This window comes from Halobacterium zhouii, from assembly GCF_021249405.1.
GTDB lineage: Archaea > Halobacteriota > Halobacteria > Halobacteriales > Halobacteriaceae > Halobacterium > Halobacterium zhouii.
In genome coordinates this window covers 853302-868160 of record NZ_CP089593.1, presented here as the reverse complement: position 1 = coordinate 868160, position 14859 = coordinate 853302, and the positions used below count along the sequence as shown (strand labels likewise).

The 14859-nt window shown below is 68.6% G+C and carries 18 protein-coding genes; 13 read left to right on the top strand and 5 right to left on the bottom strand.

What is annotated here, in order from left to right; all coding sequences use genetic code 11:
- Positions 1–76 precede the first annotated feature (76 nt).
- From LT970_RS04470 to LT970_RS04450, 5 genes are all read left to right on the top strand, one after another.
- Positions 77–1330, top strand: coding sequence for a Glu/Leu/Phe/Val family dehydrogenase (locus tag LT970_RS04470; RefSeq protein ID WP_232688262.1), 1254 nt, complete (start codon positions 77–79; stop codon positions 1328–1330).
- Between the two features lie 169 nt (positions 1331–1499).
- On the top strand, positions 1500–2198 hold the full coding sequence (locus LT970_RS04465; RefSeq protein WP_232688261.1) for a ribulose-1,5-bisphosphate 5-phosphatase: 699 nt from the start codon (positions 1500–1502) through the stop codon (positions 2196–2198).
- On the top strand, positions 2198–2824 hold the full coding sequence (locus LT970_RS04460; RefSeq protein ID WP_232688260.1) for a ribulose-1-phosphate aldolase: 627 nt from the start codon (positions 2198–2200) through the stop codon (positions 2822–2824). Before LT970_RS04465 ends, LT970_RS04460 begins: the two co-directional genes overlap by 1 nt.
- A 95-nt stretch (positions 2825–2919) precedes the next feature.
- Positions 2920–5385, top strand: a complete 2466-nt coding sequence (locus LT970_RS04455) for a penicillin acylase family protein (RefSeq protein ID WP_232688259.1) — start codon at positions 2920–2922, stop codon at positions 5383–5385.
- Positions 5385–5723: a DUF1440 domain-containing protein gene (locus LT970_RS04450; protein WP_232688258.1), complete on the top strand. Its 339-nt coding sequence runs from the start codon at positions 5385–5387 to the stop codon at positions 5721–5723. The genes LT970_RS04455 and LT970_RS04450 overlap by 1 nt, the downstream gene beginning before the upstream one ends.
- On the opposite strand, the gene LT970_RS04445 is transcribed toward LT970_RS04450, so the two are convergent.
- Positions 5701–5901, bottom strand: coding sequence for a hypothetical protein (locus tag LT970_RS04445; RefSeq protein WP_232688257.1), 201 nt, complete (start codon positions 5899–5901; stop codon positions 5701–5703). The genes LT970_RS04450 and LT970_RS04445 overlap by 23 nt on opposite strands.
- 105 nt (positions 5902–6006) lie before the next feature.
- Between LT970_RS04445 and LT970_RS04440 the strand changes: the two genes are divergently transcribed.
- The gene (locus LT970_RS04440) at positions 6007–6684 is read left to right on the top strand and encodes a class I SAM-dependent methyltransferase (protein WP_232688256.1); all 678 of its coding nucleotides are present in this window, start codon (positions 6007–6009) and stop codon (positions 6682–6684) included.
- A gap of 57 nt (positions 6685–6741) precedes the next feature.
- On the top strand, positions 6742–7296 hold the full coding sequence (locus LT970_RS04435) for a DoxX family protein (RefSeq protein ID WP_232688255.1): 555 nt from the start codon (positions 6742–6744) through the stop codon (positions 7294–7296).
- A 33-nt stretch (positions 7297–7329) separates the two neighbouring features.
- On the opposite strand, the gene LT970_RS04430 is transcribed toward LT970_RS04435, so the two are convergent.
- Positions 7330–8634 (bottom strand): oxidoreductase, encoded by a 1305-nt coding sequence (locus LT970_RS04430; protein WP_232688254.1) that lies wholly within the window; start codon positions 8632–8634, stop codon positions 7330–7332.
- An 87-nt stretch (positions 8635–8721) separates the two neighbouring features.
- Here LT970_RS04430 and LT970_RS04425 point away from each other — a divergent pair, with 87 nt between their 5' ends.
- From LT970_RS04425 to LT970_RS04400, 6 genes are all read left to right on the top strand, one after another.
- Positions 8722–10110 (top strand): NAD(P)/FAD-dependent oxidoreductase, encoded by a 1389-nt coding sequence (locus tag LT970_RS04425; RefSeq protein WP_232688253.1) that lies wholly within the window; start codon positions 8722–8724, stop codon positions 10108–10110.
- Between the two features lie 80 nt (positions 10111–10190).
- On the top strand, positions 10191–10877 hold the full coding sequence (locus LT970_RS04420) for an AzlC family ABC transporter permease (RefSeq protein ID WP_232688252.1): 687 nt from the start codon (positions 10191–10193) through the stop codon (positions 10875–10877).
- A gap of 67 nt (positions 10878–10944) precedes the next feature.
- Positions 10945–11262, top strand: a complete 318-nt coding sequence (locus LT970_RS04415; RefSeq protein ID WP_232688251.1) for an AzlD domain-containing protein — start codon at positions 10945–10947, stop codon at positions 11260–11262.
- A 31-nt stretch (positions 11263–11293) separates the two neighbouring features.
- The gene (gene bcp, locus LT970_RS04410) at positions 11294–11749 is read left to right on the top strand and encodes a thioredoxin-dependent thiol peroxidase (protein WP_232688250.1); all 456 of its coding nucleotides are present in this window, start codon (positions 11294–11296) and stop codon (positions 11747–11749) included.
- A 90-nt stretch (positions 11750–11839) separates the two neighbouring features.
- Positions 11840–12217, top strand: a complete 378-nt coding sequence (locus LT970_RS04405; RefSeq protein WP_232688249.1) for a nucleoside triphosphate pyrophosphohydrolase — start codon at positions 11840–11842, stop codon at positions 12215–12217.
- 59 nt (positions 12218–12276) lie between these two features.
- Complete coding sequence (locus LT970_RS04400) at positions 12277–12486, top strand: DUF7543 family protein (RefSeq protein ID WP_232688248.1); 210 nt, start codon at positions 12277–12279, stop codon at positions 12484–12486.
- A gap of 45 nt (positions 12487–12531) precedes the next feature.
- Here the strand turns inward: LT970_RS04400 and LT970_RS04395 are convergent, their stop codons facing one another.
- From LT970_RS04395 to LT970_RS04385, 3 genes are all read right to left on the bottom strand, one after another.
- Entirely contained in the window at positions 12532–13191 is a 660-nt protein-coding gene (locus LT970_RS04395) for an O-methyltransferase (protein ID WP_232688247.1), read from the bottom strand.
- 64 nt (positions 13192–13255) lie between these two features.
- The gene (locus tag LT970_RS04390) at positions 13256–13825 is read right to left on the bottom strand and encodes a thioredoxin family protein (protein WP_232688246.1); all 570 of its coding nucleotides are present in this window, start codon (positions 13823–13825) and stop codon (positions 13256–13258) included.
- An 86-nt stretch (positions 13826–13911) separates the two neighbouring features.
- Positions 13912–14859: an MBL fold metallo-hydrolase gene (locus LT970_RS04385; RefSeq protein WP_432419612.1), complete on the bottom strand. Its 948-nt coding sequence runs from the start codon at positions 14857–14859 to the stop codon at positions 13912–13914.

Sequence of the window (14859 nt, the reverse complement as noted above, 5' to 3'; positions counted from 1 at the left end):
CGGCCGGTCGTGGTTGCGATTGGCACACCGGGTTCGATGCGACGTTTCCTTATACGGTACGCAAATATTGCGACGCATGGCCGACAGCAGCCCGCTGGATAATATGCTCGCGCAGATGGAACGCGCGAGAGAGTACGTGGACATCGACGACGGCATCTTCGAACGCCTGAAGACGCCGGAACGAACGCTCACCGTGAGCCTGCCCGTCCGCATGGACGACGGCTCCGTCGAGGTGTTCGAGGCGTACCGGTGCCAGTTCGACAGCGCGCGCGGCCCGTTCAAGGGCGGCATCCGCTACCACCCAACCGTCTCGAAGGACGAAGTGTCCGCGCTCGCGGGCTGGATGACGTGGAAGACCGCGCTCGTCGACCTGCCGTTCGGCGGCGCGAAAGGCGGCATCATCTGCGAACCGAAGGACCTCTCCGAGGGCGAGATCGAACAGCTCACCCGTCGGTACACGGAGGGCATCCGCCGGATGATCGGGCCGGACATCGACATCCCCGCGCCGGACGTGAACACGAACCCGCGCACCATGGCGTGGATCATGGACACGTACTCGATGTACCAGGGGCACGCCGTCCCCGAGGTCGTCACCGGAAAACCGCCCGAGATCGGCGGGACCGACGGCCGCGTGGAGGCGACGGGTCGCGGCGTCTCCATCGTCACCGAGGAGATATTCGACTACCTCGGCACGCACGTCGGCGACGCCGACGTCGCGATCCAGGGCTTCGGGAACGTCGGCAGCGTCACCGCACAACTGCTCGACGAACGCGGCGCGAACGTCGTCGCCGTCTCCGACGTCGGCGGCGCCATCTACGACCCCGACGGCCTCGACATCACGGACGTTCTCGACTACGTCGACGACAACGACGGCCGACTGGACGGCTACGAGCCGGCCGAGGAGATATCGAACGACGAGTTGCTGACCGCAGACGTGGACGCGCTCATCCCCGCGGCCATCGAGAACGTCATCACAGTCGACGTCGCCGAGCGCATGCAGGCCGACGTCGTCGTCGAGGCCGCGAACGGCCCGACGACGTTCGACGCGGCGAGCGTGCTCGTCGACCGCGAGATTCCGGTCGTTCCGGACATCCTCGCGAACGCGGGCGGCGTCATCGTCTCGTATCTGGAGTGGGTGCAGAACAGCCAGCAGTACTCCTGGGAGGTCGGTGAGGTCAACCGCGACCTCGAGGACCGCCTGACGATGGCGTTCGACGAGATGCTCGCCGCGTACGAGGAAAAGGAGATCCCCGACCTGCGGACGGCCGCCTACACAATCGCTCTCGAGCGCACGGCCAACGCACACAACCTGCGCGGTCTGTTCCCGTAAGTCCGAGTCGCAGTATTCGGACGGCAGTTTGGTGTCGGAACTCGACTTGCTTCTGTGACCACTCTGAGGCCCCGTTGGAACAGTCTGTCCAGTCGCGATAGCTAGCTATCGCTGTCACGCAAGCCAACCAAAACCAAGAGCTAACACGACGCCCACAGAAGGCGAGGGCATGAGCTACGAGGCGGTGTTCGTCGACCTCGACGACACGCTGTACTCCTACCCGGAGTGCAACGAGGCGGGGAAACAGTCGGCCTTCGAGCGGGCACTCGAACTCGGCTACGACCTGGACAGGGAGTCCTTCGACGACCTCTACGCGGAGGCGCGACACGAGGTGAAACGCGAACTCGCGGGAACGGCGTCGGCCCACGAGCGGTTCCTCTACTTCAAGCGCGCCATCCAGATCCACACGGGCACGCACAGCGCGCGGGAGGCGCTGGCGCTCGGCGAGGCGTACTGGGGGACGTACGTCGAGGAGATGGAGTTGTTCGACGGCGTCGAGGAGACCCTGGCGACCCTGCAGGACGCTGGCGTCGAGGTGGCGGTCGTCTCGAACCTGACGACGCGCATCCAGTTGAAGAAGATCGAGGAACTGGGCATCGAAGAGCACGTCGACCTCGTGTTGACCTCCGAGGAGACCGGCCGGGAGAAGCCGGGGAGCGTGATGTTCACGCTGCCGCTCGCGCAACTGGATCTGCGAGCGAGCGAGGTGTTGATGGTCGGAGATTCCATCGAATCTGACGTGGTCGGCGGGAACGCGGTCGGCCTCACCACGGTGCTGTTCAACGAGGACGCCGAGGGTCTGGAGGGGCGGCAGCGCCCCGACCACCAGATTCAGGAGTTCGCCGACCTAACGGAGTTAGTACTGTAATGCTCGCGCCAGAACGCGTCGCCGTCGTCGACCACGCACCGCAGTTGAGCGACCTGACGCCCGGACGAACCGGGAATCTGAGTGTCCGACGGGACGACCGCTTCGCAGCGACTCCGACCGGCGTTCCCTACGACGGGTTCGACGAGGAGGACGTGCCCGTCGTCACGCTCGACGGTGACGTGGTCGCGGGGGAGATGGCGCCGACGAGCGAGGTGCCGATGCACACGGGCATCTACCGTCGCCTCGACGCGGGCGCTATCGTCCACACGCACTCGACGTGGGCGACGACGCTCGCGGTGCTCGGCGAGGAACTGCCGCCGATCCACTACATGATTACGGCGGTCGGGAAGCGCGTGCCGGTGGCGGGGTACGCGCCCTACGGCACCGACGACCTTGCGGAACTCGTGGTTTCGGAGATGGAGGCCGCGGACTCGAGGGCCTGCCTGCTCGCCCACCACGGCCTCGTCGTCGTGGGGGAGGACCTGCCGTCGGCCGTCGAGAACACGATGCACGTCGAGAATCTCGCCCGCGTCTACCTGCAGGCGCGCCAGCACGGCGAACCCGCGGAACTCACCGACGAGCAACTGGGCGTCGTCCAGGAGAAGTTCGAATCCTACGGACAGTAGCGACGCGTCTGCGTTTCGGGAGTCGATAGGCCGCGACCGATACGTGTCTGAGAACTGTCCTGTACAGTTATGGTGCACCGGCCGAACTCCGGAGCATGGACGACGTGGACAAGGTGCGGCGCGGACTCGTCGCCGCGGTTCTCGGCGGGGTCGCGGCCGGCGGCCTGTTCTCGCCGGCGGCGAGTTACCTCGAGCGGTTCGCGCCGCTGTCGGGAGACGTCTGGCGCGCGACGACCGACGACCTGCCGGGCAGCGTGTCGAGTCCGTACGGCGACGCCACGCTCTCGTACGACGACCACCGGGTGCCCCGGGTTTCCGCTGACGACGAGCGCGCGCTGTACTACGCGGTGGGGTTCGCGCAGGGCACCGACCGGCTGTTTCAGATGGACATCCAGCGCCGGCAGATGCGCGGGCAGATAGCCGAGATAGTGGGCGAAGCGGCGGTGTCCTCGGACGAGTTCCACGCGAGGATGGATTTCGCGCGCGCCGCCGACACCAACTGGTCGGCGCTCCAGAATCGGAATCCGACGGTCGCCGGCCTCACCGAGGCGTTCGCGGAGGGCGTGAACGCCGCCCGCGAGCAGAACCGTCTGCCGCCGGAGTTCGAGTTGCTGGACTACGAACCGGCGCCGTGGACGCCCGCGGACACGATGCTGATGCAACTCCAGATCTCGTGGACGCTCACCGGGAGTTTCGAGACGCTGCGGCGCGCCCGCCTCCGGGACGCCCTCGGCGGGGGCCACGAGGAGTTGTTCCCGCGGCGCTACGACCACGACAGCCCGATTCTGGGGGGCGGGCTGGACGGCGGTTCGAGTGCGGCGAGCGAGCGGCGGGGGGAACGGAAGCGCGGGCGAGCGCGCACCGCGGACCCGACGCCAGACGCTGCGCTCACCGGCTGGCTCTCGGGATTCGAGTCTCCAAACGGCGTCGGGTCGAACAGCTGGGTGGTGGGCGGCGAGCACACGGAAAGCGGGAAACCCATCGTCGCCAACGACCCCCACCTCTCGCTGATGGCGCCGCCCGTCTGGTACCAGCAGCATCTCGCGGCGGGCGACTACGACGTCCGCGGAGTGACGTTCCCGGGTGTTCCGTTCGTCATCATCGGCGAGAACCAGTCGGGGGCGTGGGGGTTCACGAACGTCGGCGCGGACGTACTCGACTGCTACACGTACGAGATAGACCGGGAGCGCTACCGGTACGACGGCGAGTGGCGGGAGTTCGACACGGAGGACCACACCATCGCCGTGCGCGGCGCCGATGACGTCACCGTGACGAAGCGCAAGACCGTCCACGGCCCGCTGCTGGAGCGCGAGGCGGTGGTCGGCGGCAGTGGGAGCGACGACGGTAGCGGGAACAGCCCGGGCGGTGATAGCCAGCGCGTGGGTGTGGCGTGGACGGGGCTGTCGGCGACGGCAACGACCGACGCCATCTACGCCTTCGCGCGGAGCAGCGGTCTCGACGACGTGCGGGCGGCGACCCGTGACTTCGAGTTGCCGACGCAGAACCTCGTGTACGCGGACCGCGAGGGCAACACGTACTACAAGGCGACCGGCCGCATCCCGATTCGGCGCGTGGACGGCGAGGAGGTCCCGGGGTGGCGGGTGTTCGACGGCTCCGCCGGCGAGGGCGAGTGGGCGGGGTTCGAGCCCTACGGCGAGTCGTCGTGGGAGGGCTTCGTCCCCTTCGAGGAGAAACCCGGCGCGGTGAACCCGGGGTACGTCGCCACCGCGAACCAGCGCGTCGTCGACGACCCCGAACACTATTTCGCGGAGTCCTACAGCCCACCGTTCCGGGGCGAGCGCATCTACGAACTGCTCGACGAGTGGACCGGCCGAGGGCGGGGGGACGGCGACGGAACCGTGACGCCCGCGGACATGCGCGATCTCCAGCGGGACGCACTCGACACGCGTGCCCGGCGCCTCGTCCCCCGTCTGCTCGACGCCGTCGACGTGGAGAGCGCCGGCGCACCGTTCGCGGCGCTCGCCAACTGGGACTACCGGATGGTCCAGGACAGCGAAGGGGCACTCGCGTTCGCCGTCTTCCTCGACGCCTACCGCAGGGAACTGTACGCGAGTGGGTTCGATGCCGCGGGACTCGACGAGGGCTACTGGCCGGGCGACTGGGTGACCGTCCATCTCGAAGACGGCGACGACTGGTTCGACCGCGGAGAGACGCCCGCGAGCGCGACGGCGGCGATGCGGTCAGCACTCGACGCCGCCAGCGAACGCGTGGCGTCGACGCGCTGGGAGACGTACGGCGACTACAACGTCGTCGCGCTCGAACACCCCTTCGACCAGTCGTTCCTGAACTACCCCGAGATGCCGACGGACGGGTCGCCCGCGACGGTGAACAACTACCGCCGGGACAGCGACGTCGGGAGCAGTTGGCGGATGGTCGTGCCGATGGCCGGCGAGTCGCAGGTCGTGCTTCCGGGCGGGAACGCCGGCGACCCCTTCAGCGAGCAGTACCACGACCAGCTGGCGGCGTGGGCGGCCGACGAGTACCTCCCGTTCGACCGCGAGTTCGACGAGCGAACCGTGCAGTTCCGGGGTGAGCGCTGATGCGGCGCGTCCCACTGTTCGCGGTAGCACTCGCCGCGCTGGCGCTGTCTGCGGTCCACTGGCTCGGCCTGCTCGTCGGCGGCATCGCAGTCGGCCTGCTCGCCAGAACGTGGCCGCGAGCGCTCGCGGGCGGCGCGGCTTTCGGCCTGCTGGCGTGGGTCGCGTTCCTCGTGGTGCTGTGGAACGTGGCCCGTCTCGGCGCGTACTGGCAGTCGGGGCAACTGCTGTACGTGAGCCTCGGCACCCCTATCGTTCTGGGCACGCTCGGCGCGCTCTCCCACGCGTTCAGGCCGGCGTCACTCGGAGCGCCCTCAACTACCGGCGAGCGGCGTGCGTGAGACCGAACGTCAGCAGGACGATTCCCCCGAATCCGGCGACCACGGCCCAGACGCTCGCCACCTTCGGTTGTTCTGCAAGCCTGGGGCTGGCGACCCAGAGCGCAGTGACGACTGTGGCGAGCACGAGCGAGTACACGTACGCCCGAACCAGGTCGTAAGCGACGTGTACGCGGTCCATACGAACGCACGGCAGTCGGTTCCCTTGTATCCCTGGGATGACCGAATTTGGTTGTCTGCCGGCCGCCGCCAGCGCGTTTTTCTCCGGCGAGCGCGAACACCGACCATGAGCGTGGCGGAGACCCAGGCGTTCTACGGCCGGTGGGCGCGCGCCTACGACTGGCTCTGCCGCCTGCTCCCGGGGCTCGGGGGACTCCGGGGAGCGGCCGCGGACGCGCTCGCGCTCTCGCCCGGCGACACCGTCGTCGACCTCGGCTGTGGAACCGGCGCGAACCTCCCACACCTCCGCGAGCGCGTCGGCAGCGGCGGTCGCGTCGTCGGCGTCGACCTCACGCCGGGAATGCTCGCGGAGGCAGAGCGCCGCGTCGAGCGCGAGGGCTGGGAGAACGTCCATCTGGTCCGTGGCGACGCCGCGAATCCGCCCGTCGACGACGTCGACGCCGTCCTGGGGTCGTTCGTCGTCGGGATGCTCGACGACCCCGCGTCTGCGGTCGAGCGCTGGACGGACTGTCTGAACCCGGACGGCCGCGTCGCCGTGCTCGAGGCCGGACGGTCGAACCACGGCGTCGCGAGCGGCCTGAACCGGGCGTTCGACGCGTTCGTCGCGGCGGGCGCACCCGGCGACCGGGGGGACGCGTCCGGGCGCGACGACTCCCCGTCGCGGCGACTCGACGCGAACATCGACGCTGCCCGTGACGCGCTCGCCGCCAACACGGAGTTGACGCGCGACGAACGCCGCGTCGGCGGGTTCGTCCGCGTCGTCGCTGGTCGCTCGACGGTGTAATCGGGTCAGTCCCGGCCACCACGCAGGTTTATCAGCACCCCGTGTTTTCTCAATTACATGTCGTCTGAAGAGGTGACACTCCAGAGCACGGTCGGCGGATTCACAGCCGAAGGAAGACTCCACACGCTGAGCGTGTGGTTCATCCTCGCGCTCAGGCTCATGATGGGGCTGGCGTTCCTCCAGAGTGGACTCGACAAGGTCGTCTCGGGCGGTTTCTCGGCGAGTGGCTACCTGCTGAACGCGCCGGCGGCGAACGGCAGTCCCGCCGCCGACCTGTTCGCCGCGATGGGGAACACGCAGTGGTTCGTTGCGTTCGTCGACGTCGCCGTGCCGTGGGGCGAACTCCTCATCGGACTCGGACTCCTGTTCGGAGCGCTCACGCGTCTCGCGGCGTTCTGGGGCGCGTTCATGATGCTCCTGTTCTACCTCGGCAACTGGGACGTCGCCCACGGCTACATCAACGGCGACTTCGCGTACATGCTCGTGTTCCTCTCGGTCGCTGCGTTCGGAGCCGGGCGAATCCTCGGCCTCGACCAGTACATCGAACAGTACGACGTCGACGGAGAACCGCTCGTCGAGCGGTATCCGTGGACTCGATACGTACTCGGGTGACCGGAGCCACCGCTGCTGTGGTCTCGCGTTCGCTCAATCCCGCTCGTACGCATCCTCCTGCTCGTGGCGGCCGCGTTCGGCGAGCACCGAGGGCGTACGACAGACCCCGGGCGCGCCAGTGACCTGGGGCACCGTACAGTTGTTGCAGTTCTCGCAGGCGACGTCGGCATCGGGGTCGTCGAGGATGCGGGCGGGCAGCCGTGGTTCGGCGTAGAACGGCCGGCCCATCCCGACGAGGTCGCAGGCGTCGCCGAGCAGGCGGTCGATGCGCTCGCGCTCGCGGACGCCGCCCTCTAGCATCACCGGGACGTCCACGCGCTCCCGGACGCGTCGACAGAGGTCGGCGTTCCACGCTGGTTCGAACGTCGCTGCTCTGGCCTGGAACTGATTCGCGAGAGAGACGAGGCGGGCGCGCCACCCGCTCCCGAAGGCCGCCTCATAGCCGGCCTGGAACTCGTCGGCCTGCCACGCCCGCTCGGGGTACTCGCCCCGGATGATATGCATGTCCCAGAACACGTTCACGGCGACCGGGGTGACCGCGTCGAACCCCGTGTCGGCGGCGCGCTCGCAGAGTCGCACGCAGTCGTCGTCCGAGAGGTGGCTTCGAACGCCGGGCGGCGAGCGGGTCTCGGCGGGCACCTTCGTGATCAGGGGGAGGTCCGTGCGCGCCCGGACCTCGTCGTGGACGAGTTCGAGGAAGCGAAAGCCGTCGCCGAACTCGTCCTCGCGGCGGTTGTAGAACGGGGAGAGAAACTGCTGGACGATGCCCATGTTCGCGCCGGCGACGTGGATGCCGTGGTAGCCCGCGTCCGCGAGGCGTTCGGCGGCGCGCCCGAAGTCCGCCGCGAGGTCGTACACCTCGTCGGTCGTGAGCACGTCCGGTGAGAGGTCGAGAAGTCCGACGCGGTCGGCCAGTCGCATCGGGAGCGGCGGGCGTGAGACGGCGAGTTGGTCGAGGTTGGGGTGGGCGTTCCGGAACTCCTCGTGCCACGTCTCCATCGAACGCAGGCCGCCGTGCTCTAGCTGTGCGAACACCGTGCCGCCGTGGTTCTCGATGGCCTCGGGGACGGGAGCGAGCGAGGCGACGAACGTGTCGTCGTGGACGCGCGTCATGTTCGGCGCGGCACACCCCCCGTCGCTGCGCACGATGGTCGCGCCCTGGCAGATGAGGCCCGCGCCCGACGCTGCCGCGGGTTCGAGTTCGCTGCGTAACACCCCGGCCGTGTCCTCGTCTGTGCCCGCACACTCCAGCACCGGCGAACGGTAGAGCCGGTTGCGGAGCGTCACGGAACCCACGTCCACAGGGTCGTCGAGGGTGGGAGCCGCACGATCAGACATAGTCGAAGTGACGTGAGCGAGTCGCTTGAGCGTGGTGGCGACGTGAAAACTCGAAGCACTTTAACGCCGGCGTGCAGATTCCCGACTATGAAGCACGTAGACGTGGCCATCGTGGGTGGCGGACCGGCTGGGTCGGCCGCCGCCTACGCGGCCGCCGACCGGGGCGCGGACGCCGTCGTCTACGAGAAGGGCGTGCCGCGCGCGGACCGCGATCGACTCGGACCGGACTCGACGGACGCCGCCGGCTTCCTCGACTACTGGCTGGAGGTCGCGGACCTCGAGTTCGAGAACATCCCCGAGGACGTCGTCGAGCAGGAACTCGCGGACACCGAGTTCGCCGGCCCGAGCGAGTCGGTAACCCTCGACCGCACCGGCGTCGACTCGGACTACGGGAACTTCGGGTTCACGTTCCACCGCGCGAAGTTCGACGACTGGCTCCGGGAGCGCGCAGAGGACGCCGGCGCGGAGTACGTCGCCGGGACGTCGGTGAAGTCCGTGGACTCGGACCGCTCGAACGCGGACCGCGCGGCCGGCCACTCCCACACGCTCACACTGGGGGACGGCGAGGAAGTCGAGACGGAGTACCTGATTCTCGCAGACGGCCCGCAGCGACAGGTGACGATGTCCGTCCTCGACCCGCTGCTCCCGGAGGGGAAGCAAGCGAGCGAGGTGCTCAGTCCGCCGACCGCGAACCACATCGCCTACCAGGAGTACCGGCGGATTCCCGAGGAACTGTTCGACGCGGACTCGCTGAAGTTCTGGTGGGGATGGATGCCTGGCAAGACGGCGTACCCGTGGATCTTCCCGAATCGGGACAACGTCGCTCGCGTCGGCCTCACGATGCCCATCGGGATGGACGTCGACGACTTCGACGCCTCGGAGTGGCGGTTGCTCCGCGAGGACGACGAGCGGATCCCCTCCGGCGGGGAGTACGTCCGCCGCCTCCTCGAGGAACTGTACGGCGACGAGTACGACGTCGAGTCTGACTTCCCGCGCGTCGAGGGACACGGCAAGTCCGACAGCACGGAGACCTACCCCATCTCCTCGACTCGGCCCATCGAATCCCCGACGAAGGCGGGCATCGCCGTGGCGGGCGGCGCGATGGGGACGACGTCTGCGTTCCACGAGGGCGGCGACCACGTCGCACACCGCACCGGCCTGCTCGCGGGAAAACTCGCCGCAGAGGGTCGCCTAACAGAGTACAACGACGCGTGGCACGACGCCATCGGGGACGAACTCCGCCGGAACGTCGCGATGGCGGACGTGGTCAGCGACTTCGGCCCCGACGACTGGGACGAGACGATCCGGATCACTCGGCAGATGCTCGCATCCAACGACAGCGGGAAGATTATCACGAAGTCGAACGCGCGCCACGCCGGCGGCGGCCTGAAACTGTACGCGAAGTACAAGCGCGCGAAGTTCCGCTACCGGAAGGGCAAGTACGCCCAGATTCGGGAAAGCGACTACCGACTCTGAGCGCGACGCAGCCAGTCACCCCCAGCGGTTCGGCTGCCGGAACGCGAACCTTCTTCTCCGCCCCGGCGACTACACCGTCCATGACCGAGCGCGCGGACTTCCGCTCCGGGGTGTGGGATTCGCTGCCGACGCTCCCCGCGAACATCCCCTTTGGATTCGTCGCGGGCGCGGCAGCGGTGCAGGCCGGGTTCACCGACCTGCAGGCGGTGGCGATGTCCGCGCTGGTGTTCGGCGGCGCGTCCCAGCTAGCGGCCATCGAGTTGCTGAACGCGAACGCGCCCCTCGCCGTCGTGTTGCTCACGGCGGTCGTGGTGAACCTGCGGTACGTGATGTACAGCGCCGCGCTCGCGCCCCACTTCCGTCGGCTCGCGGAGCGCTGGCGGGTCGCGCTCAGCCAGTTCATCGTGGACACGACGTTCGCCATCGCGGTCACCGAGTACGAGCAAGCGCCGGAGACGGACCGCCGGGCGTACTTCCTCGGCGTCGTCGCGGCGATATACGGCGGATGGATGGCCGGGACGGTGGCAGGCGTCGCGCTCGGCGACCGCGTGCCCGAAGGCCTCCAGTTGGACTTCGCGATTCCGCTGTTGTTCCTGGCGCTGCTCGTCCCCTCGATCTCGGACGAACCGACCGCGATTGCGGCCGCTGTCGGCGGGTTCGCGGCGGTCGTCGCCGTCGGGCTACCGATGAACCTCGGCCTCGTCGCGGCGGCGCTCGTGGGCGTGCTGGCTGGGTCGTTCGTGGACGCGACGGGGGTGGCCGGATGAGCGATACCGACGAGGAGAGAGCCGCTGTCGGGGTGACGCGGCCGTCGGCCGCCACGGGGGGAGGGCGTTGAATCTCTGGCTTGTCGTGCTCGGCGCGGCGGCCGGGTCGTACCTGCTCCGCGTGTCGTTCGTCGCGCTGTTCGGCCGGATGGAGGAGGTACCGCCACGCGTCGAGCGAACGCTCGCGCTCGTGCCACCCGCCGTGCTCGCGGCGCTCGTGGTTCCGGAACTCCTGTTGCAGGGGGGCGCGCTCGCCGTCTCGCTCGACAACCACCGACTGCTCGCCGGCGCGCTCGCGGCCGTCGTCGCGTGGCGCACGGAGGACATGCTCGCCACCGTCGCCGTGGGGATGGGTGCGCTGTACGCGCTCTCGCTGGTTCCGTAACGACTTCGGTGGGGGCGCCCCGACGACTAGTATGCTCGCAGAAGGCGATACCGCGCCCGACTTCGAACTGCCGAATCAGGACGGCGAGACGGTGGCGCTCTCGGACTACGACGACCAGTACGTCGTCGTCTACTTCTACCCGCGCGCCGACACGCCCGGGTGCACCACCGAGGCGTGCAGTTTCCGGGACCGCTGGGGCGAGTACGAGGACCGCGGTGTCGCCGTGCTCGGCATCAGCGACGACCCCGTCTCCGACCTCGCGGACTTCGCCGCGGAGTACAACCTCCCGTTCGAGTTGCTCAGCGACGAGGACGGCAGCATCGCCACCCAGTACGACTCCTACGGCGAGAAGAACATGTTCGGGGACACGTTCGACGGGACGTTCCGGAACACGTACGTCGTCGGCCCGGACGGCACCATCGTCGCTGCGTTCGAGGGTGTCGACCCCGAGGAGCACGCCGACGAGGTCCTCGCGGCACTGGACTGACCACCGAAGTGGGTGGTGGTCTCCGGCGCGAGTGTCCCGGTGACTCGCCGCGGCGCGAACCTTCTTCTCTGTGGCGTCCCTCCTGTCGGTATGGCGCGCGAGTACGACAAACTGGTTCGTGACCGGATTCCGGAGGTCGTGCGCGAGGACGGGGAGACGCCGGTCGTCCGCGAGGTGTCCGGCGAGGAGTACCGCGACTACCTCGCCGCGAAGCTCGTCGAGGAGGCCGAGGAGTACGCTGAGAGCCGGGACGTCGACGAACTCGCGGACGTCCTCGAGGTGGTGGACGCCATCGCGGCGACCCACGACGTTGGGGCTGGTGAACTCCCACAGCGCCAGGCCGCGAAGGCGAGCAAGCGCGGGCGCTTCGAGGACGGCGTCGTGCTCGAGCGAGTCGAGGAGGACAGCGAAGACACGGAAACGAGCGGGCAGGACGCCGACACGGAGCGCCAGCGACTCGAGGAGTGAACCGCGGCGGCCGGAGTCCGGGTCGCGGGATTAACGTGCTGTCGCGCCAACGTCGGCGCATGGAGTGGACAGAGATCGACCGCCCGGACGGACGGGAGTGGGAGCGCGAGGACGGCTACGCGGTGATCCGACTGCGACAGACCGCGCGCGGCGACTGGGCGGTGATTTTCGACCGCCTCGAGCAGGCCCCGGAAGGCCAGCGCTACGAGCGAGTCGAGGAGGACAACGAGGACGCCGCGCTGTCCCGCGTCGAGGCGTTCAAGCAGTGAGCAGCGACTGCAGACGGCGTCGGTTCCGCGTCGAGTCGACCCGAGTCAGTCAGTTTTCACGCTGACCGCGACGCCCTCGCCGAGCGGGACGAACGCCGTCTCGAACTCCGGGTCGTCCCGGACGTGCTCGATGTACGACGCGATGGCGTCCGTGTGTTCGTCCACGGGGTCCTCGCCGCGGAGCGCCGCAGTGACGTGCTCGGGTTCGACGGGACCCGCCATCATGTTGTCCGCGACGACCACGCCGCCCGGCGCAAGGTCCTCACGTGCGTCCTCGAACGCGTCGACGTACATCGACTTGTTGTGGTCGATCAGGATGATATCGAACGGGCCGTCGTGGCGCTCGAACGTCTCCATGGCGTCCCCAGCCTCGTAATGAATCCGAGTGTCGTGGCCCGCACGCGAGAGGAACCCGCGTGCGTCCGCGAGGTTGCCCTCGTCGTAGTCCGTGAGCACGATGTCGCCGTCCGCCGGGAGCGCACCGAGGAACCACGCCGCTGAGTAGCCGAATCCCGACCCGAACTCGAAGACGCGCTTCGCGCCAGCGAGTCGCGCGGTCACGCGAAGGAACTGGCCGACGTCCGGGCCGACGATTGGGAACCCCTGTTCGTTCCCGTACTCGGTCATCTCCGCGAGCAGCGGCGACTGTTCGGGGTTCGCCGCCGTGAGGAACGCCTCCGCGGTGTCGTCGAGAATCAGACTCATGTGAGAGGCATCGAAGCGAGCGGGCTTAGGGGTTTGGTGGTCCGCGGCGGCAGTACAGCGCGGCTTACGCCTCCCGCCATTTGATGGAGCAACCCCGGGAGGGCTCGAACGCCTGGTCGACGGACTCGCCCGCGAGCACGCTGTCGATGGCGTCCCGCATCTCGCCGGCCGGCCGCGTCGGTTCGTCGTCGGGGTTCGTGGCGTCGTCGAGTCGTCCGTGGTACGCCACCTCGAAGCTGTCGCCAGCGTTCCGCAGGAGGAACGGGTCGGGCGTGCAGACCGCGCCGTACGCGCGAGCGACGTCCTGGGACTCGTCACGGAGGTAAGCGTCGTACTGGATGGTGCCATCTTCGACGAGTTCCCGCATGCGCTCTACGGAGTCGTCGGGGTACTGCTCGGCGTCGTTCGGGTTGATGCCGACGACGGCGACGTCGTCGTAGTCCGCGGCGATGTCGTTCAGCACGTCGAACTTGGCCTGCGCGTACGGACAGTGGTTGCAAGTGAACACGACGAGCACGGCGTCGTTGTCGGCGAAGTCGCCGAGCGCGTGCGTCTCGCCGTCCGTCCCCTGCAGTTCGAAGTCGGGTGCGTCGTCGCCGGCCTCGAGTTCCGTGGATGACTCTGCTGCGACCATACGTGTGGATAGGCGCCCACCGTCAAAATCAATTGGGGGAGCGGGAATCCGAGTGGCCCAGCGCGCAGTCACGTCCCCACGCTCGGTTACGCCGACACGTAGCCGTCGTCGGTCTGTTCGAGTTCGCCCTCGCGGACCAGGTGGTCGAGGTGGGCGTACGCCTCGCCCGGACCGTGGAGGATGTGGATGGTCGACAGCGTTCCGAACAGTTCCGCGCTGACTTCCCACGCGGTGGCGGGCGCGTGCTCCTCGACGACTGTCCGGACGCGCTCGGTGCGCTCGTCGTGGTGGGCGGCGATGTCGCGGGCGCGCTCGGTCGGCGCGAAGATGGGGCCACGGTGGCCCGGCCACGCCCGGTCGAGGGCCAGGGACTCTACGCGCTCGAGGCTGTCGAGGTACTGTTGGAGCGGTCGGTCGACGCGCACGTCCGCGCCGCCGACATTCGGCGTGTACTTCGGGAGGACGGCGTCGCCGACGAACGCCTCGCGGCGGCCGTCCCGTTCAAACGAGTACGCGAGCAGGCCAGCGGCGTGACCGGGGAGGTGAACGGCCTCCAGGTCGAGCGCGCCGACGGAGACGGTGTCACCGTCCGACAGCGGCGTGACGTCTGCCGGTTCGCCGCGGAGGCCGTCGTGCGTGCCGACGAAGTCGAGGAGTTCACGCTGCTTGTCCGCGGGCATCCCCCACTGGTCGAGATACTCGCGCTGGCGTTCGTGGAGCGCGTCGACAGCGTCGGGTTCCTGAGCGACGAGCGGCGCGTCCGCCTCGTGGACGTAGACGGTCGCGTCGCTCTCAGCCTGAATAGCGCCCGCGAGGCCGGCGTGGTCGTGATGCCAGTGAGTGAGCAGGATCTTATCGACGTCCGCGAACGACGCGCCGCGGGCGGCGAGCGCGTCCCGCAACTCCGCGCGCACGTCCGGCGTCGCGATGCCGGTGTCCACGAGCGTCGTGGGCGCGGCGTCGTCGGCCGCCCCGAGGAGGTAGACGCTGTTCCGCCCCTCGAAGGCGGCGTTCGTCAACTGGATGTGGTGCAC